This is a genomic window from Devosia soli (assembly GCF_000970455.1).
Lineage (GTDB): Bacteria > Pseudomonadota > Alphaproteobacteria > Rhizobiales > Devosiaceae > Devosia > Devosia soli.
In genome coordinates this window covers 14440-36902 of the sequence record NZ_LAJG01000022.1, presented here as the reverse complement: position 1 = coordinate 36902, position 22463 = coordinate 14440, and the positions used below count along the sequence as shown (strand labels likewise).

The following is a 22463-nucleotide window of genomic DNA, read 5'->3' as shown; positions in this document are numbered from 1 at the left end:
GCATAGTGCCGCGTTTCAAGAGGATTTCGGCAGGTCGGGCTCGGCTGGGGTTTCGGCTTCACCCTCCACGCGGGCAACATAAGGCACGCGCGCCAAAAGCACCCGGCCTTCGTCCTCGATCATGAATTCGCCGCTGACCGGCTCCTCGGCCAGCGCTACCGCACCCTTGGCGGCAAAGGCGGCCTCTTCGATCGCCTCATGAAGCGAGGTAAGTTTCAGGCCCTCGATATCGACTTCGTTCTGATTGTCTTGACTGCGATGATTGAAAAAGAACCGTGGCATGGCGGCACCTCCTTGGCGGATGGCCTAACGAAGCCGGACTCACCCCGGTTCCCGAGGGGAAACACGACGTGATTGCCCGAGAACCAAGCGGCGATTTGCCGCCGCGCACAAGGCAACTTCCATCCTTGGCCAGTGTTGCTAGAACACTTTGGCCAAAACGCGCGGGAAAAATCCTGCGCCAGGCAATGTCATGAGGGTGAAATGATCGCGATCAGCCGGGCACGCAAACGGACCTATATCGGGCTTGGCTTCGTTGCGCTCCTTGTTGGCGCTTTCGGGCTCGTCGCCGAAGATGTAGCCGAAGGCGAGACCAGCGATTTCGACAAGGCCGTGCTGCTCGCCTTTCGTGTGCCGGGGAACCCGCTTGAGCCGATCGGACCGGGCTGGCTTCCCGAAGCGGTTCGCGACATCACAGCGCTCGGCTCCTATAGCGTCCTCACCATTCTCGTGAGCCTGGTGGTGCTGCAATTGATTCTCGTCGGGCGGCGGTCGACAGCGCTGCTCGTCGTCATCTCGGTTGTGGGCGGCGCTATTGTCAGCACGGTTCTCAAGACGCTTTTCGACCGGCCCCGCCCGGACCTGACCGCCGTGACCGAGGTGTTTACCGCAAGCTTTCCGTCGGGCCATTCGCTGACCTCGGCCGTAACTTATCTCACCATCGGCGCCATTCTTTCGGGCACGACGCGATCGCCATCGATGCGCATTTTCTACTTTGCGGCGGCCGCCTTCATCACCTTCATCGTCGGCATCACCCGGCTCTATCTGGGCGTCCATTACCCCACCGACGTCATCGGTGGCTGGTGTCTCGGGGCGGCCTGGGCGCTTGGCTGCTTCGTCATCGGCGATGCCCTGAAGCGAAAGGGCAGCTTCGACAAGGGCCAGCATCCGGCGATCAGCTGAGCGGAGCATATTCCTGGAACGTGATTGACTTGGCGCTGTGTTGGCCGCCAGCCTAGGCCTAACGAAAAGCGGCGCCGTCCAGTCTTGGAGGGCGTCGCTTCTGCTGGCCGCAAAGGCCGAGACTAGAACGCGCTCCAGTCATCCTTGAGCGCGGCACTGCCGTGGCGGACGAAGGCTCGGGCGGCGGACGTAGCCTTTTGCTGCAGGGTCTTGACTGGATTGGCTCGCGGCGCGGAGCGTTCGCCGTGGCCAAGATCCGCGATGCGGAACTGATCGACGATCCGATCGAGATCACTGGCGCGGGCCTCGGTCTGCTCGATGGCGGCGTTGGTTTCTTCTACCAGCGCCGCATTATGCTGGGTCATCTCATCCATCTGCCGCACCGCAACGGAGACTTCGGCGATGGCGGAAGACTGTTCCTTGCTGGCGCCGGCGATTGAGCGCATGAGCGCTGAATTGGTCTCGACGGCATCAAGGATCAGCTTGAGTTTGGCGGCCGCATTGGCAACGAGCCGGCTGCCTTCGCCCACTTCGCTCGCGGACTGTTCGATCAGCGCCTTGACCTCGGACGAGGCTTCCGCCGCCGATTGGGCAAGCCGGCGAACTTCGACGGCCACCACGGCAAAACCCTTGCCCGCCTCCCCCGCACGCGCCGCTTCGACCGAAGCGTTGAGGGCGAGGAGGTTGGTCTGGAAGGCAATGTCGTCGATCATTCCGATGATCGAGGAAATCTTGCCCGACGAGGTGGTGATCCGCTCCATTGCGCCGGTCGCAAGCTGCATGACCCTGCCGCCATCGCTTGCCAGCTGGGCCGAAGCCATGGTGGAAGCCGCCGCATCCTCGGCGCGCTTGGCGTTGTCGACCACCGTGCTCGAGAGCTGTTCGATCGAGGCCGAGGTTTGTTCGATCGCCGCCGCCTGCTTGGTGGTGCGCTCGGAAAGGTCGTTGGCGCCGGCGAGGATTTCGCCCGTCGCCGATTTAAGTGCCCGCGAGGTTTCGCGCAGCTGACCCATGACGCTCGTCAGATTATCGGCAACCGCATTGGTGTCGGTCTTGAGCCGATCAAGCGCGCCGCGATAAGAGCCGGTGATGCGCTGGGTGAGGTCGGTGCGCGCAAGGGCCGAGAGCACCTGTCCCGATTCGGTGAAGGCCGTTTCGATGGTTTCGACCATGCCGTTGAAATTGGCGGCGATCCGCGCAATGTCGGCATCGTCGAACCGGCTTTGGATGCGCCGCGAAAAATCGCCATCGACTGCGCCGCGCACCACTTCGTCGAATTCGGCCTGGAAGCGATCCATGGTTTGCGCGCGTGCCGCGGCGTGGCGGGCCCTTTCGGCTTCCTCGGCGCCGAGCGCGGCGACGCGCTCGCCATTGTCCCGGAATACGGCAACGGCCTTGGCCATGTCGCCGATCTCGTCACGGCGGCCCGCAAAGGGAATGTCGCTCGTCAGGTCCCCACCGGCAAGGCCAGTCATCCTTTCGGTGATCCTGGCGATCGGCCGGGCCACCGAGCGGCTCCCGAAGATGGCAGCCGCGATCAGGACCAGGACCGCCAGCGCGCCCATTATTTCGTTGACGAGCGTCGTCAGGTCGCGCCGCTCGTCCGCAGCCGTATTGGCTTCTATCGAGAGCGTCGTTGCGGCCTGCGTTACCTCCTCGGTGAGGCGCATCATGGTGTCGGTCAGCGTCCCCATGCCCGCCTCGATCTCGGTCAGCTGTTCGCCGAGTCCGATAGTGGCAGGGGTCCCCTGCGCCGCGATGGCGGCCTTTCGATTATCAGCCAGTGCATCGAGCTGGGTGGCGTATTGGGTGAGGCTTTCGAGCACGGTTGCCGACTTGGCGAGATTTTCCGGCTTGGTCATCAGACCGCGCGCGTCGGTCACGAAGGTGACGAGACGCTCGCTGGCGCTGGCCTCGGCGGCCGTTGCTGCCTCGATATCGGCAGGGGTCGAGGCGTTGCGCAAATTGGCGCCAACGATTTGCACATCGCGCAAGGCGATGCTGGCATTGAGCATGAGGCGACGTATTTCGAGCTGTCGCTCCTGGAAGGCATCCGCCTCCTTGGTCAGGTTAGTCCCCACGATCGTGGCGGCAACCATTCCAGCGACGACGACGATGCCAATAACGGACGCCAAGGCGAGCTTGGCTCCAAGCTTGAGAGCAGGCAATGACATAAAAACACCTGGAGAGGATACGGAGGCACCTCTGCCTCCGTATTTCTACGAGGTGTACGCCGACATGGTTAATCGATTGCTCCTGGCGGCCGGCCGCCGAAGCGCTTGGCGCTTCAAATACTCCTGATCATGCCGCCGTCGATGCGGACGAGACTGCCCACGATATAGGAGGCGCGCTCGCTGGCGAGAAAGGCGACGACATCGGCAAGTTCTTCGGGCCGCCCATAGCGACCTGCCGGGATGGTGGCGATCGACTGGGTCCGGACCTCCTCCACCGACTTTTGCAGCCGCTTGGCATTGGCCGCGTCGAGTTCGTCGATTCGTTCGGTGTGGATGCGGCCCTGAACGACGACATTGACAGTGACGTTGTCTGCGGCAACCTCGGCGGCAAGGGTCTTGCTCCAGCCCACGAGCGATTGGCGCAGCGCATTGGAAATAGCAAGACGCGGGATCGGGGACTCGACGCCGGACGATGTCAGGGTGATGATCCGGCCCCACTTGCGGGCGCGCATGCCCGGCAATAGCGCCTGGGTGATGCTCATCAGGGGCGCGATCATGGTGCCGAACGCCTTGGTATAGTCCGAGACGGGCAAGCTGGCTGCTTCGCCCGGTGGGGGTCCGCCAGAATTGTTGATCAGGATATCGGCGCCGCCGTCTTTGAGCAGCGCGGCAACGAAGGCATCGACCGAGGCGGTATCGGCAAGATCGAGCGACAGCGCGCTTATCGTGCCGCCGAGAGTTTTGTCGACCTTGCCGTCAAGGGCTGCGATGGCGTCGACCGAGCGGGCCCCGCCGATGACATGGGCGCCTTCATTGGCAAGGGCGATGGCCGTTGCGGCGCCAAGGCCTTTGCTGGCGCCGAGGACGACCGCGCGCTTGCCTTCCAATCCGAGTTTCATGCGCCGATCTCCGCGAGGCGTTTGGCCTGCCGGGCGAGCAGGCGTTCGACATCGATTATGTCGAGTTTTGAAAGACTTGCACCAGGTTTGCGCAGCGCGCCAGAGGAAATGACGCCGCGCTTGGCAAGCACGTATTTTCGCGAGGCAAGACCAATCCCCTGCTGCTGCTCATAGCGCGCAAGGGGAAGGTAGGCGTCAAAGATATCGTGGGCGCGATCGATATCGCCCTTGGCGTAGTTTTCGACGACGCCGACCATCATTTCCGGATAGCAAAAACCGGTCATGGCGCCATCGGCACCGCGGGCCATCTCCTCGGGCAGGAACAGTCCGCCATTACCGCAAAGGATTGAGATCCTTCGCGTTTCGCCCTTCTCGCTCGACGCGCGAAGGGCGGTGATCTTGGAAAGGCCCGGCCAATCTTCATGCTTGAGCATGACGCAGGTGGGGACGTCTTTGATGATTCGGTCGATGACCTTTGGTGCGATGGTAACATTGGTTGTCAGGGGATAGTCCTGAAGGACCCACGGCGTCTTGCCGAGGGCGTCGCCGACCGAGGCGTAAAAACCATAGGCCTGGTCGTCGGTTTTGGTGGTCCATGGCGGGGCGACCATGACGCCGGCGGCGCCCATTTCCATAACGGAATCAGCGAGTTCGCGCATCGGGGCGAGACCGGGAGCAGTGACGCCGACGACGACGGGAACCTTGGCCCGGGCAATGACGCGGCGGGCGATTTCCTTGGATTCCTCGGAGGTGAGTTTTGGCGCCTCCCCGAGCTGGCCGAGGATGGTGAGACCGGTGACGCCCTTTTCCTCATAGAAGTCGACCATGCGGTCAACGCTTGTCCAATCGACGTCGCCATTCTCCAAAAATGGTGTAACAGCAATGACATAGACGCCTTTGGCAGCTTCGGTAAGAAGGGGCATGAGACAGCTCCGGATAGCGTTTCAGTGCGAAAAATAGAGGGTTTCAGCATTGCCGGCAAAGACGGCGCTGTGATGATCGGCAGGGATGGCCGCAAGGCTGAGCGCGACGAGATCATCGTCTTCGGGGACCGATGCGAAGAGTTCGGTATGCGGCCAGTCCGAACCCCAAAGGACGCGGTTCGGGCAGCATTCCGTTAGCATCGAGACGCAAGACCTGTAAAAATGGTGACCTGGCGCATCGGCGAGGCGATATGGCGCTGAAACCTTGACATAGATCCGGCCGGTTTCGAGGGCGCGGGTGAGATCGCTCAATGCATCGCCGGGCCGATCGAGCGGGATGAAGGCAAGGTGATCGATGACCCCGGCGATATCATGTCGCGCGGTCAATTCGGCGACGGCGGCAATGGCTTCGGGGCCGACCTGGAACTGGGCGTGCCAACCGAGGGCGCGGATGCGGGGGGCGAGGTCGACAAAGGCATCAAAGCCGATGCCGGATTTATTGCGGAGGTTGAACCGGACGCCGCGGACACCGAGCCTATCAAGGCGACGGAGTTCGGCATCGTTGGTGTCGGGTGGGATAACGACAATGCCGCGGAGGCGCTCGCCATGGCCGGCAAGGGCGGTGAGGAGAACGCGATTGTCGAGGCCATAGACGCTGGGCTGCACGAGAACGCCGCGGGCGACCCCAAAGGTGTCGGCGAGGGCGAGCCAGTTGTCCACCGTCAGCATCTGCGGCGTATAGCTTCGCGGACTTGCCAACGGCGCTTCGCGGGCAAAAACATGGAAGTGGGCGTCGCAGGTGTTTTGCGGCAGGTGCAGATTGCCCGGATTGCGCAGCGGACGCGGCGGCAGGCAGAGCGGGGCGTCGAGGACGTCAGCCATTGTCTTGGGCGGCCATCAGGAAATCGAAATCGAGACCGTCATCGGCCTGGGTGACGTGTCGATCATAGAGCTGGGCATAGCCGCGGGGCGGCGATACGCGGGGCGGCGGCAGGGCGGCCATGCGGGCATCGAGTTCGGCGGCGTCGACCAGCAGATCGAGGCGACGGCGCGGAACGTCGAGGCGGATGCGATCGCCGGTGCGGACAGCTGCGAGCGGGCCGCCATCGGCGGATTCGGGGGTGATGTGCAAGACGACGGTACCGAAGGCAGTGCCGCTCATGCGGGCGTCGGAAAGGCGCACCATGTCTTTCACCCCCTGGCGGGCGAGATGACGCGGAATGGGGATATAGCCGGCTTCGGGCATGCCGGGCGCGCCCTTGGGGCCGGCATTGCGGAGAACGAGGACGTCGTCGGCGGCGATGGTCGGGTCTTCGAGACGCTCGGTCATATCCTGGACCGAATTGAAGACGACGGCGCGCCCTTCATGGACCTGCAGTTCCGGATCGGCAGCCGAATGTTTTATCACCGCGCCGCGCGGGGCAAGGTTGCCGGAGAGAACGGCGATGGCGCCGGAAGCGGAAATCGGGTTGTCCCGCGGCCGGATGATCTGCTCTTCGTGGCGCGAGGGCAGATGGTTGACGGCGTCTCCCAAAATGCCGCCGAAGGCGCGGGGGGCGGAGAGGTCAAGAAGATCGGTCAATTCCGAAAGAAGGCGCGGCACGCCGCCAGCGGCGTGGAATTCGCCCATATAGCCGCTGCCTGATGGCTTGAGGTCGACAAGCACCGGGACCTGCTGGCCGATCCGGTCGAACTCGGCCATGTCGAGCTTTTTGCCCAGGCGCCCGTAGATCGCGGCGAGATGGACGACGGCATTGGTGGAGCCACCGAGAGCCTGGAGCGTTACGAGGCCATTGCGGAGCGCTTGAGGCGTCAGAACCTCGGCCGTGGTGAGGCTCGTTTCGGTCATCGCGACGGCAGCGCGGCCGGTTTCTTCGGCAAGACGGAACCGCTCGGATGAGGTGGCGGGGGCAGAGCCGGACATGGGCAGCGCAAGGCCCATGGCTTCAACGAGCGCTGCCATGGTCGATGCCGTGCCCATGACGGTGCAGGTGCCGACCGAACTGGCGAGGCGCCCATTGATCTCGCCGATTTCGGCTTCGTCGATGGTATCGGCACGAAACTGCGCCCAAAGCCGGCGGCAATCGGTGCAGGCGCCAAGACGTTCGCCGCGATGATTGCCGGTATCCATCGGGCCGGTGGGCAGGATGATGGCAGGCACTTCGCTCGAGGCGGCAGCCATGACCTGGGCTGGAATTGTCTTGTCGCAGCCCCCGATCAGGATGACCGAATCCATGGGCTGGGCCCGCACCATTTCCTCGGTTTCCATGGCCATGAGATTGCGCAGGAACATCGAGGTGGGTGCAGCAAAGCTTTCATGGATGGACATGGTCGGAAAAACCATGGGCATGCCACCGGCCAGCATGACGCCGCGCTTGGCCGCTTCGATGAGCTGCGGGACGTTGCCATGGCAGGGATTATAGTCGGAATAGGTATTGGCGATGCCGACAATGGGGCGATCGAGCGCATCGTCGGAATAGCCCATGGCCTTGATGAAAGCCTTGCGGAGAAACAGGGAAAAATCCTGGTCGCCATAGCTCGTCAAACGTCTGCGAAGCCCGCGCGTCACCATTATCCTCCCAGCCGCGAAGGGCGCGGCACCTTGAGGTCATTCCTACAGCCATTTGAATTATTGTCAATAATATGGGGCTGTAAAGTGCGAGAAATGCCTAGGCGGTAGGCTCGAATGCGCTTAAAGTCAGCCAAATCAGGCCCATCGCCAATAATCTGGGCGAAAGCGGTTCGATGTAAATTATTGACAAGAGGCATGAAGTGCGCGTTGGAATGGTGGGGGCAGGTTGGGTTACGCAATATCACCTGCCGGGCTGGGCGGCGCTCGAGGATGTCGAGGTAGTGGCCCTCTGCGACCCCGATGCCAAGGCGCTGCATGCGCGGGCCGACCAGTTCGGGATCAGCGGGCGCCATGCGAGCCTTGACGCCATGCTGGCCCACGAAAAGCTCGATGCGCTCGATATCGCGACGCCGCGCCAGTTTCACGCCGCCAATGTGCGGATGGGCGCAGCCGGCGGGCTGCCGATGCTGTGCCAGAAGCCGCTCGGCGTCGACCTTGAAGAGGCAGAGGCTTTGGTCGGAGAGGTGGGCAATAGCGTGCGGCTGATGGTGCACGAGAACTGGCGGTTCCGGCCCTATTATCGGCAATTGCGCGAATGGCTGGCCGAGGACGTCGTAGGCGAGATCGTCTCGGTCCGGCTCGATTTTCATTCGAGCGGCATGATCCCCGGCAGTGATGACCAGCGCCCGGCGCTCGTGCGGCAGCCGTTCTTTCGCGTCGAACAAAGACTGCTGGTGATGGAAGTGCTCATCCATCACCTCGACACGCTGCGCGCGCTGCTCGGCGAATTCGACCTTCATGCCGCGCGGCTCAACCGCAGCAATGATGAAATCCGGGGCGAAGACAGCGCTATCCTCGGGCTCACCCGCCGCACCGATGGCGTGCCGCTCATCGTCTCCGGCAATCTGGCGGTGCATGGTGCGCCGCCAGCGCCGGCGGACCAATTGTGGATCTTTGGCTCCAAAGGAACGGTGCATCTTGATGGCACGATATTGCGCCTCTTCGGGCCGGACCCGCGCGAAACAAAATTCGATGCCGGCACGAGCTATCAGGCCGCCTATGATGGGGCGATCGCCCACTTCGTGGCGCGGCTGCGCGATGGCCAACCGTTTGAAACAAGCGCCATCGACAATCTCGAAACGCTGCGCCTCGTGGAAGCCGCCTATCGCGTGAGTGGATTTAAACCGGCCGGCACTATCTGATAGAAGGCAGGAGAACCGGCTCCGGGGCTTTTCATGGCTGACACCATCGACCACAGCGATCTCGACCACGAAGGCATTGCCCGCGCGCTCGAAGAGGACATCATTTTCGGCCGGCTGGCGCCAGGCGCCCGGCTGACCGAGGATTCGCTCCTCTCGCGCTTTCCCGTAACCCGGCATTTCGTGCGGCAGGCCCTTGTGCAGCTCGAGCAGATGGGCATCGTCGTGCGCGAGCGGAACAAGGGCGCCATGGTGCGCACCCTGACCCCGGACGAAGTGCGCCAGATCTACGAAGTACGCGAACTGGTGCAGCGGCAGGCCGCGCTGATGATCCCGCTCCCAGCGCCGCAGGCGCTGATCGATGAACTGCTCGATATCCATCGCGAGCACGGCGAGCACATCGAATCTGGGTTTCTCCGCGGCGTGCACGAGACCAATGACCGCTTTCACCTCAAGCTTTTCGGGGCCTGCGGCAACAAGTATCTCGTCCAGACAATCGAACTCTATATGCGCTACAGCCTGCCGGTGCGCGCCAACTCGATGGCCGACCGCGCCGCGCTCGATATTTCTCATAGTCAGCACCGGCTGATGATCGACATGCTGGGTGGGCGGGATAATTGGCTGCTCGCGCAGTTGTGCGTGGATCATCTGCAGCCGTCGAAACGGCGCTATATCGGGCTGGTGGATGCTGGGTAGTTGCTGCGGCCGTTGATCCGGCCGCGGTGTCATTCCCGCGGAAGCGGAAATCTCTTCTGGTGCTCGAAACACAGATCCCTGCTGTCACGCGGATGACACCACGGGTGGCGTGAGTCCGGTTTGGAGTGTGAGAAGCACCCCGCCCCTTGGGAGGTCTCGGCGGGGTGCGTGCGCATCAGTAATCGATGCGCAGTAGCGAGACGCCTTGGCGCGGCAGGTGAGTCGTCAGGGTCGCGGAGCCGTTCGAGGCGTCGACCGTGTCAGTTTCGAGGACGGCCAATTGGCCCGAGGCTTCGAGTTTCTTGTAGTCTTCGCCCGTGACCGTCTGGGGAGAACCCATGGCTTTCCAGACGCCGAAGGAATTGGAGTGGTCCTTATCCATCCGGTAGTGGGTCAGCTTGTGGCTGCCCGGCTTGAGATGGTCGATGGTGACCGTCACATTGGCGGCGCCGTCTTCGACGTCGTCATCGTGATAATTCCAGACAAGGATCGAGACGCCCATGTCGTCGCGGGTTGCGACAGCGTTGACGTCGGGCTGATCGCGGATGCCGTGCTCCATGATCTGCTGGATGTCGATGGCGTGGTCGGATTTGGCCTCGACCCACTCGCCCTTCAATTTGCCGAGCATGCGGAAGCCGTTGAGCACGGCCTTGTCGACGCCATTGGTCGCCATATCGCGAAAACCGTCGAACCATGGCTGGTCTTCGAAGAGGAAGGCCCATGTGACGGCGCCTTCGATCTCGATGCCGGCGCGCTGGCTGAGTTCATAGGTGCGGATCATGCTTTCGACGATATAGGCGCCATAAAGGGGCCCGTTGCGATAGCCGTTTTGCGGATGGACGCGAGCCGAGCAGGCGGCGCAGCCTTCGGGGTCGGATTCGCCGATGACCGTGGGCAGATGTCTTAGGGTCGGGAATTCGTTGACGATGGCAAGGTTTGCCTCGATATCGCGCAGCTGCTTGTGAAGGCCCATGCGGACATGGTCTTTCCAGATCACCGGATTGCCCTTGGCATGGAAGGCGATGAAATCGATCGGGGCGTTTTCGGCGACGACATAGCCGAGGAATTCGCGGAGGAACGCCTGGGCCTTGGGGTTGTTGAAGGCGCCGCAGGTGTGCGGGCCACCGACGCGGGCGCCGGGTATGGCTGATTTCACGGCCTTCGCGGAGACGACATACATGTCAAAGAATTCGCGGACGGTGCCTTTCCAATAGGCGCCATCGGGCTCGTTCCAGACTTCCCACGGCCAGGCGCGGACTTTTTCTTCGCCATAGCGATCGGCGAGGTGGCGGGCCCAGGCGTGGATGAGATCGCCCCACTTTTTCAGGTCTTTCGGCGGGGAGGCCCAGCCAGTGGTGATCTTGGCATAGGCGTCATTGAGCGCCCAGGAATGGCGGTAGGGGCCGGTATCGGCGGAGAGGGCTTCGGGAGTGAAGCCGATCTGGATCAGCGGAATATTGCCGGCTTCGACATAGGCGTCGAAAATGCCGTCCATGATTGTCCAGTCGTAGACCGGGTTGCCGTTCGCGTCTTCGGTATAGGCGTTGGTCGAACCCCATTTGAGGGCATATTTGCCATCGCCCGATGTCAGAAGATTGTGGGTGCGGATGCGGGGCGGCTCGGGGCTCAGTTCGGTGAATTCCCGTAGCAGCTTCTTGCCATTGGCGGTGTCCGTATAGTTGGGCTCGTCATAGCCCCACCAGTTCCACAATGGCCGATAAGCGCCGCGGCTCGCGCCAGCATCCACGTCGATGCGGACGTCATAAGTCGCTGTCATCTGAGATCTCCCACCCTTTTTGGTGCATTGATTGCATGGGTCGCATGCTATCGGCATCATGATCTTTGTCAATAATACTGACGGACGATCAGGGTATTTTAGCGAAAAAGCGCCGTCACGCAGGCTATCGGCACTGTTTTTGTCGATAATCCTGTTGCCCTAGCCGGAAAAATTGTCAATAAAGATGCAAGGCCGGGCCGCGGGAGGACTGCGTGCGGCGCCGTGTCGAGACGAGGGAGGCGATAAGCCGAACCGTTCGGGTTCAGCGAGGTCGCTGTCCGCTTCGGCGGGCATCAGGAGGAACGACCATGCTTATCAAGAGGCTGGCTGCAGCCGCGCTTGCCATCGCCGCGATGGCGGTGCCGGCGGTTGCCCAGGATTTTATTGCGGGCATTCCCCGCAACGAGGCGCTGATCATCCAGGGGCCGGCGGCGCAGAATGCCGAGTGGTTCAATCTCTGGGCGCCGGGCGGTGGTTCGACCACCAATGGCAACCAGCAGCTCTCGGCCGATACGCTCTGGTGGATCAACCCCGAAGGCACGGGCGACGCGGCCTGGACCAATGCGCTGGCGGCCGACAAGCCGCAATATAATGACGATTTCACCCAGATGACCGTCAAGCTCAAGGAAGGGATCTTCTGGAGCGACGGCGTCGAATTCACCGCCGACGACGTCAAATATACCGTCGATACGCAGATCGCTCATCCCGGCATGGGGTGGAGCGCGCCGTTCACCGTCAACGTCGAAAGCGTCGAGGTACCGGACCGCAATACTGTGGTCTTTAATCTCAAAGAACCGAATTCGCGTTTCCATACGCTCTTCACCGTGCGCTGGAATGCCGCTTGGATCATGCCCAAGCACGTGTTCGAAAAGGTCGAGGACCCGCTGGCCTATTCGGCCAATCCACCGGTCTCACTTTCGGCCTATGTGCTCCATAGCTATGACAAGGCCGGCAATTGGGCCATCTGGAAGCTGCGCGACGACTGGCAGCGCACCTCGATCGGCATGGGCCTGACCGAGGCGCCAGAGGTCAAATATGTGGTTTATCGCAATGCCGGTAACCCCGACGCCCGCGTCATCGAACAGATGAACCACAATCTCGACGTGATCAACGACATTGCGCCCGAGGGCATGTTCACCATCGCCCGCGACGCGGCCGATACGACGGCCTACTGGTTCGATGGTTTTCCGTTTGCCCACCCCGATCCGACGCTGCCATCGGTGCTGTTCAACCACCAGGTGGCACCCTTTGAGAACAAGGATGTCCGCTGGGCACTGGCGCTGATGATCGACATTCGCGCCGTCGCTATGGGCTCCTACCGCGGTGCAGCCAACCTTGCGGCGCTCTCGACCCCGCCGACTGGCACGTCGATCACCGACTATTACGAGCCGATGCAGGACTGGCTGACGAGCTTTACGCTCGACACCGGCACGCGCCAGATCACGCCCTATGATCCGACAGTTGCCGAACAGGTGGCAGCGCTCGTCCGGCCGCAATGGGGCGACCAGATTCCGAGCGATCCTGAGCAATTAAAGCGCATGTTCGGCTTTGGCTGGTGGAAGCAGGACCTGCAGGCTGCAACGGAATTGCTGCAGAAGGCGGGTTTTACCAAGAACGGCAACCAGTGGATGAAGCCCGATGGCACCCCGTTCACCATCAAGCTGATGGTTGAGGGCGACAACATCCCGACGCTGGCGCGCGCCGGCACCATCATTGCCCAGCAGTGGTCGATGGAAGGCATCCAGACCACCATAGACGTCGCCGGCCCGACCTGGGGCCAGCGCCTCGGACCGGGTGATTTCCAGGTCGCTATCGGCTGGACGGTCGAAACCTGGGGCGGACATCCCGACCTCAGCTTCTTCCTCGAAAGCTACCATTCTGATTTCATCAAGCCACTTGGTGAGATCCAGCCGCCGCGCAACCTGCAGCGCTGGACGGATGAACGGCTCGACGCGCTGATCGAAGCCAACCGCAAGGTCAGCTTCGACTCGCCCGAAGTCGTTCAGCTGGGCATGGACTATCTCAAGCTCGCCGTCGAAGAGATGCCGTTCATTCCCTTGATGGCCTACAACAAGTTCGCCCCGTTCGACACCACCTACTGGACCGGTTACCCAAGCGCGGCCAACCCCTATGCCGCTTCGGGTCCCTTCTGGAGCAACCTGCGCTACATGATCGTAGCGCTGGAAGCCAATCCAAGCGCTCCCGCCGCGCAATAGTCCCTCCCGGTGGGCGGGGCGTCAGCTCCGCCCGCTCCCGGCTTTTTCACTCCGAGAGTAGCTCAGGCAGATGGACGGCTTTTCAAAATATCTCGCGCAGCGCTTGTTCCAGTTCTTCCTGGTGCTGTTTCTCGGCATCTCGCTGACCTTCCTCATCACCAAGCTGTCGCCCGTCGATCCGGTCGAGCAATCGGTCTCGCTGATGACGAGTTTCGGCGCCACCGATCCGCGCGCCGTCGAGCTGATGCGCGAGGCGCTGGCCGAACTCTATGGCCTCCAAGGCTCGCTTTTCGAGCAATACATCAACTTCTGGAGCCGGATCATCGTGGGCGACTTCGGCCCGTCGCTCTCCTCCTTCCCGACCCCGGTGATGTCGCTGATCATGGCGGCGCTGCCCTGGACGGTGGGCCTGCTCCTCCAGGCGCTGATCATCAGCTGGTGCCTCGGCAATCTCCTCGGCGCGCTTGCAGGCTATTATCGCTCGAACATGCTGCTCAAGCTTTCGGGGGCGCTGGTCATGGCGCTCCATCCGGTGCCAGCCTATATCATCGGCCTCGTCCTGTTGCTGCTGTTCGGCTTCATCTGGCCCATCCTGCCAATTTCGGGCGGGGCGCAGATGAACCTGCCCCCGAGCTTTTCCTTCGACTATATCCGCTCGCTGATCCTCCACGGCACGCTGCCGGCGCTGACGCTGGTGCTGGGTGGCATCGGCAGCTGGTTCATCTCCATGCGCTCGCTCGCCTCCAATATCGTCACCGACGATCATGTCGTTTATGCCGAACTCGCCGGCGTCTCCTCGGGCAAGATCTTTTCCCAATATGTGGCGCGCAATGCGCTCCTGCCTCAATTGACGGGCCTGGCGCTCAGCCTCGGCGGCGTCTTCGGCGGCGCCGTCATCACCGAGTTCGTCTATAATTATCCCGGCGTCGGGCGGCTGCTCATTCAAGGCATCTATCGCGGCGATTATTCGCTGGTCCTGGGCGTGACCACCATTTCGATCGTCGCCGTAGCCGTCGCCGTCCTCATCATCGACCTTCTCTATCCCCTCATCGACCCCCGCGTGAGGCTCGGCTGACCATGTTGAAAGTTCTCCGCGACCTTCTCGTCTACAATCGCGAATTCGCCATCGGCTTCGTCCTGACCGTCGGCATTTTCCTTTTTGCGCTGGCGCATTTCTGGGCGCCGATGCCGGATAGCGCCATCTATCTCCTGCCGCCCGACATGCCGCCTTCGGCGCAATATTGGTTCGGCACCACCTCGCGCGGGCAAGACGTGCTCTGGCAGATGAGCTCGGCCATCTGGAACACCATGCTTTTCGGGCTGACCGTAACGGTCATCAGCCGGCTGCTCGCCGTCATCGTCGGCATGGTTTCGGGCTATCTCGGAGGGCGATGGGATCAGTTCCTGATGACGATCAACGATACGATGATCGCGCTGCCCAATATTCCCATCCTCTTGCTCGTTTATTTCGTGATGCGCGACTCGATGAGCTGGCCGGTGCTGGCGGCAACGGCGGCGCTGCTCGGCTGGAACTACGATGCGCGCCTCATCCGCTCGGTGACGCTGAGCCTGCGGAACCGCGAATTCACCCGCCACGCCGTTTTTGCCGGCATGAGCGTGCCGCAGATTCTCGTCCGCCAGCACCTGCCCTATGTGATGCCGGTCATTTTCTTTACGGCGATGAACAATCTGATCTGGGCCATCGGCATCGAAGTGACGCTGTCGGTGCTCGGCTTTTCCGACGTCAACCGGCCGACCATCGGCGGCATGATCTATTGGGCCAACCAGCACCAGGCGATCATTGCCGGCATCTGGTGGTGGATCGCCTTTCCGATCATCGCGGTGGTGCTGCTTTTCCTGGGGCTCTTTCTCCTCGCCATTTCGGTCAACGAATATATCGACCCCCGCAGTCGCCTCAGCCGGATGGGAGCGTGAACCATGCTTGCAGTTGTTGAAACCAAGCCGGCCAGCGTCGAGGCGAAACCGGTGCTGCGGGTGGAAGGCCTCAAGGCCTATTATCAGATGAACTATTTCGGCGTGCGCCGCGAAGTGCGGGCCGTCGATGATATTTCCCTGACCATCAAGCGTAACGAAATCTACGGGATCGCCGGGGAGTCCTCGTCCGGAAAATCCTCGCTGATCAAGACCATAGCCGGGGCGATTACGCCGCCGCTGCGCGTTGTCGAAGGTTCGGTGAAATTCGACTTCGGGGGCAAGGAACTCGATGTTTATGCCGAGCGCCCGGCGATGAAGGCGGCGCGCTGGAAGCATCTGTCCTACGTGATGCAGGGCTCGATGAACGTCCTCAACCCCGTGCGTAAGGTCAAGCACGCCTTTCACGACTTTGCCTTCAAGCACATGGGGCTTTCGGAGCAGGATTTTCGGGCAAGGGTGGAAAGCCATCTCCAGCGCATCGGGCTCGATCCGCGCGTATTGGAAGCCTATCCGCACCAGCTTTCGGGCGGCATGCGGCAGCGCCTGACGATCGGGCTCGCCACCGTGTGCGAACCCGAATTCATTATTGCCGACGAGCCGACGACGGCGCTCGACGTCCTCGTGCAGCAGGACGTCCTGGCGCTGATCAAGGAGGTGCAGCAGCGCCTCGGCTCTTCGATCATCTTTGTGACCCATGACATGACCGTGCACGCCGCGATCGCCGACCGGATCGGTATCGTCTATGCCGGGCGGCTCGTCGAAGAGGGGCCGACCATCGATGTGTTCGAGCGGCCGCAACACCCCTATACGGCGCATCTAATCGCCAGCTTGCCGCGGATCGGGGACACCAAGAAACGCATCGCGCTGCCGGGAAAACCGCCGAACCTTGCGGACCCGCCGAGTGGATGCCGGTTCCATCCGCGCTGTCCGCTTGCGATCGACAAATGCACAAGGGAAAATCCGCCGCTGGTGCCGCGCCAGACGGGACGCGTCGCCTGCTGGCGCGCCGGGGAGGTGGAGGCGGCATGACCACGCTTCTCGAACTCGACCATATCAACAAGGACTATCGCATCCGCGGCTTTCTCGACCGCTCGACGCTTCATGCCGTCAAGGACGTCAGCTTTTCCCTGGAGGTCGAAAAGCCGGAAATCTTTACCATTGTCGGGGAGTCGGGCAGCGGCAAGACGACGACGGCGCGCATGATTTTGGGCAACGAAACGCCGACCAGCGGGCACTTGCGCTTCATGGGCGAAGATGTCGCCGCCATCCGCAGCCGCGCGGAGCGGCTAAAATTCATGGCGCGGGTGCAGCCCATTTTCCAAAACCCGTTCGAAGCCTTCAACCCGCTGACGACGCTCGACTATTTCCTTTTCGCTACGGCAAAGCGGTTTCTGGGGCTGAAGGATCAGGCAAACATCGAGGCGGCAACGGACAGGGCGCTCAACCATGTCGGGCTTTCCTTGGCCGAAGTGCGGGGCCGCTATTCGCACGAACTTTCGGGCGGGCAATTGCAGCGCATCGCCGTGGCACGGGCGCTGATCCCCGAGCCGAAACTCATCGTCGCCGACGAACCGGTATCGATGGTCGATGCGTCGCTGCGCATGTCGATCGTCAATCTCTTCCGCGACCTGCGCGACACCCTGGGCGTCTCGATCATCTACATCACCCATGACCTCTCGACGGCCTACTATATCTCGGACCGGGTGATCATCATGCATCGCGGCGATGTGGTTGAGGCGGGGGACGCCAAGACGGTGCTGGGACACCCCCAGCACGCCTATTCGCGGGCCCTGCGCGAGGCAGTTTTGCCGCCCGACCCGGTCGCGGCGCGCCGGATCATCGCACAGCGGATGGCCTCGGCCAAGGCGGCCGAAGCGCGGCAGCCGGGATAGCGCTATTGCGCGCAGGCGGCCCGGTCTTCGCGATCGCCGCGCTCGAGGCAGGTGCATTGCGCTTCAAACACCGCCGCTTCGTCCTCCGTCAGCTTGCCGCCGCGCAGGAGGAGCTCGAGCTGGGAGCGGCAGAGCTGGGCTTCGACCGATTGCGGCGACGCCTCGCTGACCTTGACCGTTCGGGACGAGGTTTCGCAGCGATAAGGCAGGAAGGTGCTGGCGGCGCCAAAATTCATCATCTCGAAGGTGATGGCGTTGGCGATCTCCAGCTCCTGGTCCGACTGCGGACAGATGCCGACTTGCGCGGTGCAACCATTGGCGATGAAATTCTCGTTCTGGGCGAGAAAATTGTAATTGATGTTGTCCGAGCCATAGGTTTCGAGCGCCCTGCCCCAGGCTTCGGCAAAGCCGCGGCATTTTTCGGCGGGCCAGGATGTTTCCTCTGCCGCAGGAGTGCCGATGCCGGCGAGGATGAGGGCGATCGCGAAAAGAATTTTCTGCAGTTTCAATGATCCTCGAACGATGTGACGCGAGCGCTTTTAAGTGCCGGACTTGGCAAGAAAAAGTCGGTTAGCTCTGGCCGCCGAGAATGTTGATGGCATAGGCGAGGATGCCGATATTGAAGGCGAAGGCGGCCATGGTGTGGACGAGGACGACGCGGCGGAAGCGGCTGTTCTCGATGCTGACGTCGGAGGTCTGGAATGTCATGCCGAGCGTGAAGCTGAAATAGAAGAAGTCCCAATAGTCGGGCGTCGGGCGCTTGGGAAAGTCGAGCCCGCCGCGATCCTGTCCGTCGTCCTGCCCATAATAGAGGTGGGCATAGTGGAGCCCGAAAACGACATTGGCAAAGAGCCAGGAGAGCGCCAGGGTCACCAGCACCAGCGGAATTTCGCCGGCCGGACTTTTCGTATCTCCCACAAGCGTGCCGATGGCGACGAGGATGACGAGCACGATCACGAGCGTGATGGCGAGGAGCCCCGCCCGGTTGGTGTCATTTGCCGCGGCGCTGCGGCGCATGTCTTCGGCGCCATGTCCGGTGATGCGCACAAGGCTGACAAAGAAGACGATGCAGGCGCCATCGAAACCCACGAGCAGCGCTTCGGAGGGCGAGAGGCCGCCAAGGCCCGACAGGAGCGTGACAAGGATCAGCGCCACCGCAAAGGCGATGAACCGCGGCGGCGCGACATGGGCGCGAAGCTGATCCATCAGGGCCATGGCGGCATGCTCCTTCTTTCCGGCCTGGCTTCAGCCCCGGGCACTTTCGGCCTCGAGCTCGGCCCAATCAAGTTTGGCTTCGAGCACTTTTTTGCGCAACGCGACCGCTTCCCCTCCCCCTGCGCCATTGTCCCCCCGGGCCGGGATCGGTGCGAGCGGCATGATGCTGGCGGACCGCGTCCGCCTCGGGCGTCCGGACGCCGGCGATCTCTTGGAGACCGATGCCATAGGCTTCCGATCGCGCCCAAACGACCTCGTCATTGACCGGCGCGACGAAGAGCGTCAGCGCGAGGCGTGGATCGAGCGTCCATTCGGGGTGAAACGGCAGGAAGGCAATCGCCGCTCCACCAAGCGCGAGGAGCGATGGATAGCGCAAGGACAGCCGCCCCGCGAGACTCGACAGCAAGGCTGCTCCAAAGAGCAGCATGATGGTCCAATCAAATGTCTCCATGCGCGCTGACATGCTCCAGCCGGTGCCGAACCAGCCGCGCAATGTGGCACAAGCACCCCGCCTTGTCGCGCGCCAACGAAGGCAATTCGGCGTCGCTGCATGGCGCACCGCTCCGCCGCGATAACCGGTGGCCTGATGGGCCGATTTACCTGATCGTCTCGGCGATCTTTTCAAGGACGATGCGGGCGGCAGTCGGGCCTGCATTGAAGAAGAAGGGATCGAAATCGACTTCGACAGCCTGGCCGGATGCTACGGCAGACAGGGTTGGCCAGAGCGGCGCTTGGGTGATGACGTTCAGGCCATCGCCGCGGCCGGCATAAAAGATCCAGTCGGCATCTGCCCGATCGAGCAGTTCGGTGCTGATGTCTTCCGAGGTTTTCGAAAAATCCTGGCTTTCGGGGCGGACGAGGCCCATGTCCTCGGCAATGCTGCCGGCAAAGGACGAGACGCCGAAAATGCGGGTGCGATCGCCGGTCGACTGCAGGAAGGAGACCGTAGGAACAGGGTCGCCGAGCCTTGCGGCAAAGGCGTCTGCATCGGCATGGTACTGGTCGAGAAAAGCCTCTGCCGCCTCGCGCCGCCCGAGCGCATCGGCGGCCAGGAGGTAAATGACCTTCCAGTTGACGCCCGTCGCGTTGGTGGCAACGGTCGGCGCGATTTTGGAGAGCATCTCATATTGCGCGCGTTCTTCCGGAGCATCTCCGGCAGCGTTGACGAGGATCAGGTCCGGCCGCGCTTCTGCAAGGGCCTCGAGGTCGATCTCGAGCCGCAGCCCGAGATCGATCACCGTCTCGAACTGGTCCGCAAGCGCGGGATAGGCCGCAACCAGATAAGGATCGACGAGCCCGGCCTGGCCGGTGCCGCGGGTCGTGGCGATGGGCACGACGCCGACCGCCAGGGCGCTATCGAACTGGCCGGTCGAAAGGATCGCCACGCGCTTGGGTTCGCTTGTGAGCGTCGTTTCGCCAAGCACATGCTTGATGGTGCGCGGGAAGACGCCGTCTGGCTGATCGCTGCCATGGCCAACAAGGGCGCGCGGCGCCGTATAACTTGCCTCCTGCGCCAAGCCCGGCAGGCACAGCGCCAGAAACCCAATGGAAACCGCGGCAAGGCCGCGCAAAGAAAACCGCATGATCGAGCGCCCAAATGTAGCAAGCCCGACACTGTTATGATAAGGAGAGTTTCATAGTCAACTTATTCTCATTGGCCCTTGTTTCTTCCTGCCACTCCCATGATGCCAGCGCGCACGCTGCGGTTGCGGCGGACCCTGGGCCTTGCTGGGCTCTCGGTACTGCTGATAATTCTGGTGCTCGCGAGCATCGGCGTCGGCGCCCGGCCCATTGGGCCCGATGCGGTCTGGCGCGCCCTGACACTGCCCGATGGCGGGCGCGACGCAATCATCGTCTGGCAATTGCGCCTGCCCCGAACACTGCTCGGCATTCTGGTCGGGATTGGCCTTGGGCTGAGCGGCGCTTTGATGCAGGCGCTGACGCGCAACCCTCTCGCCGCCCCAGGCCTCCTCGGCATCAATGCCGGCGCGGCCTTCCTCGTCGTCATGGCCATTGCCTTTTTCGGCATCACCGATTTTTCGGCCTATGTCTGGTTTGCCATGGCCGGATGTGCCGGGACGGCGGCGCTGGTCTATCGGCTCAGCGGCCAGTTCGGCTCATCCGTGCAGCAGGTGCGGTTGATCCTTGCCGGCGCCGCTATTTCCGCCTGCCTTGGCGCGGCGACCGGAATCATCACGCTCTACAATGCCCAGACCTTCGATTCCTATCGCTTCTGGGTCGTCGGCTCGCTGCAGAACCGGACGCCCGAGGTTGCCTTCCAGGTCCTGCCGATCATTGCCATCGGCGCGGTCTTGGCCGTTGCGCTCGGTGGCCGGCTCAATGCAATGGCGCTCGGCGACGATATGGGGCGGGCCCTGGGGCTGCGCATCGGGCAGGTTCGGGCGCTGAGCATGATCGCCATGACGCTTCTCTGCGGCGGTTCGACTGCGGCCGCCGGGCCCGTGGGCTTTATCGGGCTGATGGTGCCGCATGCGGTGCGGCTGATCGTCGGGCCCGATTGGCGATGGGTCCTGCCCTATAGCGTCCTGGCCGGCCCCGTGATCGTCCTTGGCAGCGACATCGTCGGACGTATCATCGCTCCGCCGGGGGAGCTCGAGGTGGGTATCGTCACCGCCTTTTTGGGCGCACCAGTGCTCCTTTTGCTGGTGCTCCGCGCCGATCGGCCGGGGCGGGCATGAACGATATCCGTCGCGTCTGGCGCCCGATGGACAGGATTTCCCTGCCCTATCACCGGCGCTCCCTCTGGGTGGTCGCCATCGCCTTTGCCGTCACGATCGCGCTCATCATCGCCACGCTGCTCACCGGCGAATTCACGCTGTCGCCCCGCGGCGTGCTCGATGCGCTGACCGGGCGGCAGAGCGATGATCTCGCCAATCTCGTCGTCCTCGAACTGCGCCTGCCGCGCATTCTCGCCTGCCTGCTCGTCGGCGCCACCCTGGGGCTTTCCGGCGCCATCTTTCAGGGCATGGCGCGCAATCCCCTTGCCAGCCCCGACGTCGTCGGGTTCACGACCGGCGCAGCCACGGGCGTACTGGTATTGCTGCTCGTCGAGGGGTTCGCCGTCACCGCGAGCCTGTCGATCGGCGCCATGATCGGGGGCTTTGGCACGGCGCTCCTCGTTTATCTCCTCGCCCTGCGTCGCGGCATCCATGGGCAAAGGTTGATCCTTGTCGGCATTGCCGTCGGCGCCATGCTCGCCGCGCTCAATGCCTATCTCATCACCCGGGCCGAACTCGAATCGGCCCAGGCCGCGCGCATCTGGATGCATGGCAGCCTCAATGGCGTGAGCTGGCCGCAGGTCCTGCCGCTCGTTTTCTGGACGGCCTTGCTGGTGCCGATCGCCCTTGCCCTTTCGCGCCGCCTTGGCCTATTGGAACTGGGCGACGAACTGGCAGCTTCGCTCGGTCTTTCGCTTCATCGCGCCAAGGCGCAGCTGATCGTTGTTTCGATAATGCTCGCTGCCGTCGCCATTTCCGTCGGCGGGCCGATCGGTTTCATCGCCCTTGCGGCGCCGCAACTGGCGCAACGGCTTGCCCGCACCGGTGGCGTCTCGCTCCTGCCCTCCGCAGCGCTGGGCGCGAGCTTGCTTCTTGGCGCCGATCTGCTGGCGCAGCGCATGCTCGCGCCTTTCCAGATTCCGGTCGGCCTCCTGACCGGCGCCCTTGGCGGCGCTTATCTGCTCTATCTCCTGGCGCGAGACTGGCAGCGCCGGTGAGCGCCGAAAGCGGATTGACTTCCTCTCCTGACCCTCGACACTCGGGG

General features: G+C 62.6%; 21 protein-coding genes. 10 read left to right on the top strand and 11 right to left on the bottom strand.

All coding sequences use genetic code 11. The features are described from left to right. Positions 1-15 precede the first annotated feature (15 nt). A complete protein-coding gene (locus tag VW35_RS11035) occupies positions 16-282 on the bottom strand; it encodes a DUF6894 family protein (protein WP_046143128.1) in 267 nt (88 codons plus the stop codon). Positions 283-483: 201 nt separating this feature from the next. On the opposite strand from VW35_RS11035, the gene VW35_RS11030 reads away from it, so the two are divergent. Continuing rightward, a complete protein-coding gene (locus VW35_RS11030; RefSeq protein WP_046143127.1) occupies positions 484-1182 on the top strand; it encodes a phosphatase PAP2 family protein in 699 nt (232 codons plus the stop codon). A 122-nt stretch (positions 1183-1304) separates the two neighbouring features. On the opposite strand, the gene VW35_RS11025 is transcribed toward VW35_RS11030, so the two are convergent. The 5 genes from VW35_RS11025 to VW35_RS11005 all read right to left on the bottom strand — a co-directional run bounded on the left by VW35_RS11025 (position 1305) and on the right by VW35_RS11005 (position 7747). Beyond that, the gene (locus VW35_RS11025; RefSeq protein WP_046143126.1) at positions 1305-3356 is read right to left on the bottom strand and encodes a methyl-accepting chemotaxis protein; all 2052 of its coding nucleotides are present in this window, start codon (positions 3354-3356) and stop codon (positions 1305-1307) included. A 113-nt stretch (positions 3357-3469) separates the two neighbouring features. Next, complete coding sequence (locus VW35_RS11020; protein ID WP_046143125.1) at positions 3470-4255, bottom strand: SDR family oxidoreductase; 786 nt, start codon at positions 4253-4255, stop codon at positions 3470-3472. After that, positions 4252-5178 (bottom strand): dihydrodipicolinate synthase family protein, encoded by a 927-nt coding sequence (locus tag VW35_RS11015; protein ID WP_046143124.1) that lies wholly within the window; start codon positions 5176-5178, stop codon positions 4252-4254. Before VW35_RS11015 ends, VW35_RS11020 begins: the two co-directional genes overlap by 4 nt. A gap of 21 nt (positions 5179-5199) precedes the next feature. Continuing rightward, positions 5200-6060, bottom strand: a complete 861-nt coding sequence (locus tag VW35_RS11010) for an amidohydrolase family protein (RefSeq protein WP_046143123.1) — start codon at positions 6058-6060, stop codon at positions 5200-5202. Next, positions 6053-7747 carry an IlvD/Edd family dehydratase gene (locus tag VW35_RS11005; RefSeq protein ID WP_046143328.1) on the bottom strand — a complete coding sequence of 565 codons (1695 nt, stop codon included), beginning with the start codon at positions 7745-7747 and terminating at the stop codon, positions 6053-6055. Before VW35_RS11005 ends, VW35_RS11010 begins: the two co-directional genes overlap by 8 nt. Positions 7748-7962: 215 nt before the next feature. On the opposite strand from VW35_RS11005, the gene VW35_RS11000 reads away from it, so the two are divergent. Then, entirely contained in the window at positions 7963-8952 is a 990-nt protein-coding gene (locus VW35_RS11000; RefSeq protein WP_046143122.1) for a Gfo/Idh/MocA family protein, read from the top strand. Between the two features lie 33 nt (positions 8953-8985). Further along, positions 8986-9645 (top strand): GntR family transcriptional regulator, encoded by a 660-nt coding sequence (locus VW35_RS10995; RefSeq protein WP_046143121.1) that lies wholly within the window; start codon positions 8986-8988, stop codon positions 9643-9645. 175 nt (positions 9646-9820) lie between these two features. Here the strand turns inward: VW35_RS10995 and VW35_RS10990 are convergent, their stop codons facing one another. Further along, positions 9821-11422: a GH39 family glycosyl hydrolase gene (locus VW35_RS10990; protein ID WP_046143120.1), complete on the bottom strand. Its 1602-nt coding sequence runs from the start codon at positions 11420-11422 to the stop codon at positions 9821-9823. A 308-nt stretch (positions 11423-11730) separates the two neighbouring features. Between VW35_RS10990 and VW35_RS10985 the strand changes: the two genes are divergently transcribed. From VW35_RS10985 to VW35_RS10965, 5 genes are all read left to right on the top strand, one after another. Next, positions 11731-13638: an ABC transporter substrate-binding protein gene (locus VW35_RS10985; RefSeq protein ID WP_046143119.1), complete on the top strand. Its 1908-nt coding sequence runs from the start codon at positions 11731-11733 to the stop codon at positions 13636-13638. Positions 13639-13708: 70 nt separating this feature from the next. Beyond that, positions 13709-14713, top strand: a complete 1005-nt coding sequence (locus tag VW35_RS10980; RefSeq protein WP_046143118.1) for an ABC transporter permease — start codon at positions 13709-13711, stop codon at positions 14711-14713. A gap of 2 nt (positions 14714-14715) precedes the next feature. Further along, positions 14716-15573: an ABC transporter permease gene (locus tag VW35_RS10975; protein WP_046143117.1), complete on the top strand. Its 858-nt coding sequence runs from the start codon at positions 14716-14718 to the stop codon at positions 15571-15573. Positions 15574-15576: 3 nt separating this feature from the next. Beyond that, entirely contained in the window at positions 15577-16602 is a 1026-nt protein-coding gene (locus VW35_RS10970) for an ABC transporter ATP-binding protein (protein ID WP_046143116.1), read from the top strand. Continuing rightward, entirely contained in the window at positions 16599-17465 is an 867-nt protein-coding gene (locus VW35_RS10965; RefSeq protein ID WP_046143115.1) for an ABC transporter ATP-binding protein, read from the top strand. The genes VW35_RS10970 and VW35_RS10965 overlap by 4 nt, the downstream gene beginning before the upstream one ends. 2 nt (positions 17466-17467) lie before the next feature. Here the strand turns inward: VW35_RS10965 and VW35_RS10960 are convergent, their stop codons facing one another. The 4 genes from VW35_RS10960 to VW35_RS10945 all read right to left on the bottom strand — a co-directional run bounded on the left by VW35_RS10960 (position 17468) and on the right by VW35_RS10945 (position 20263). Then, positions 17468-17974, bottom strand: coding sequence for a hypothetical protein (locus tag VW35_RS10960; RefSeq protein WP_046143114.1), 507 nt, complete (start codon positions 17972-17974; stop codon positions 17468-17470). A gap of 61 nt (positions 17975-18035) precedes the next feature. Next, entirely contained in the window at positions 18036-18680 is a 645-nt protein-coding gene (locus tag VW35_RS10955; RefSeq protein WP_046143113.1) for a DUF1345 domain-containing protein, read from the bottom strand. Between the two features lie 67 nt (positions 18681-18747). Continuing rightward, on the bottom strand, positions 18748-19131 hold the full coding sequence (locus tag VW35_RS22280; RefSeq protein WP_152662563.1) for a hypothetical protein: 384 nt from the start codon (positions 19129-19131) through the stop codon (positions 18748-18750). 145 nt (positions 19132-19276) lie between these two features. After that, complete coding sequence (locus VW35_RS10945) at positions 19277-20263, bottom strand: ABC transporter substrate-binding protein (RefSeq protein ID WP_046143111.1); 987 nt, start codon at positions 20261-20263, stop codon at positions 19277-19279. A 99-nt stretch (positions 20264-20362) separates the two neighbouring features. Between VW35_RS10945 and VW35_RS10940 the strand changes: the two genes are divergently transcribed. Both VW35_RS10940 and VW35_RS10935 read left to right on the top strand, forming a co-directional pair. Then, complete coding sequence (locus VW35_RS10940; protein WP_200896889.1) at positions 20363-21379, top strand: FecCD family ABC transporter permease; 1017 nt, start codon at positions 20363-20365, stop codon at positions 21377-21379. Then, positions 21376-22416 (top strand): FecCD family ABC transporter permease, encoded by a 1041-nt coding sequence (locus tag VW35_RS10935; protein WP_052951663.1) that lies wholly within the window; start codon positions 21376-21378, stop codon positions 22414-22416. Before VW35_RS10940 ends, VW35_RS10935 begins: the two co-directional genes overlap by 4 nt. The last annotated feature ends 47 nt before the right edge of the window (positions 22417-22463 follow it).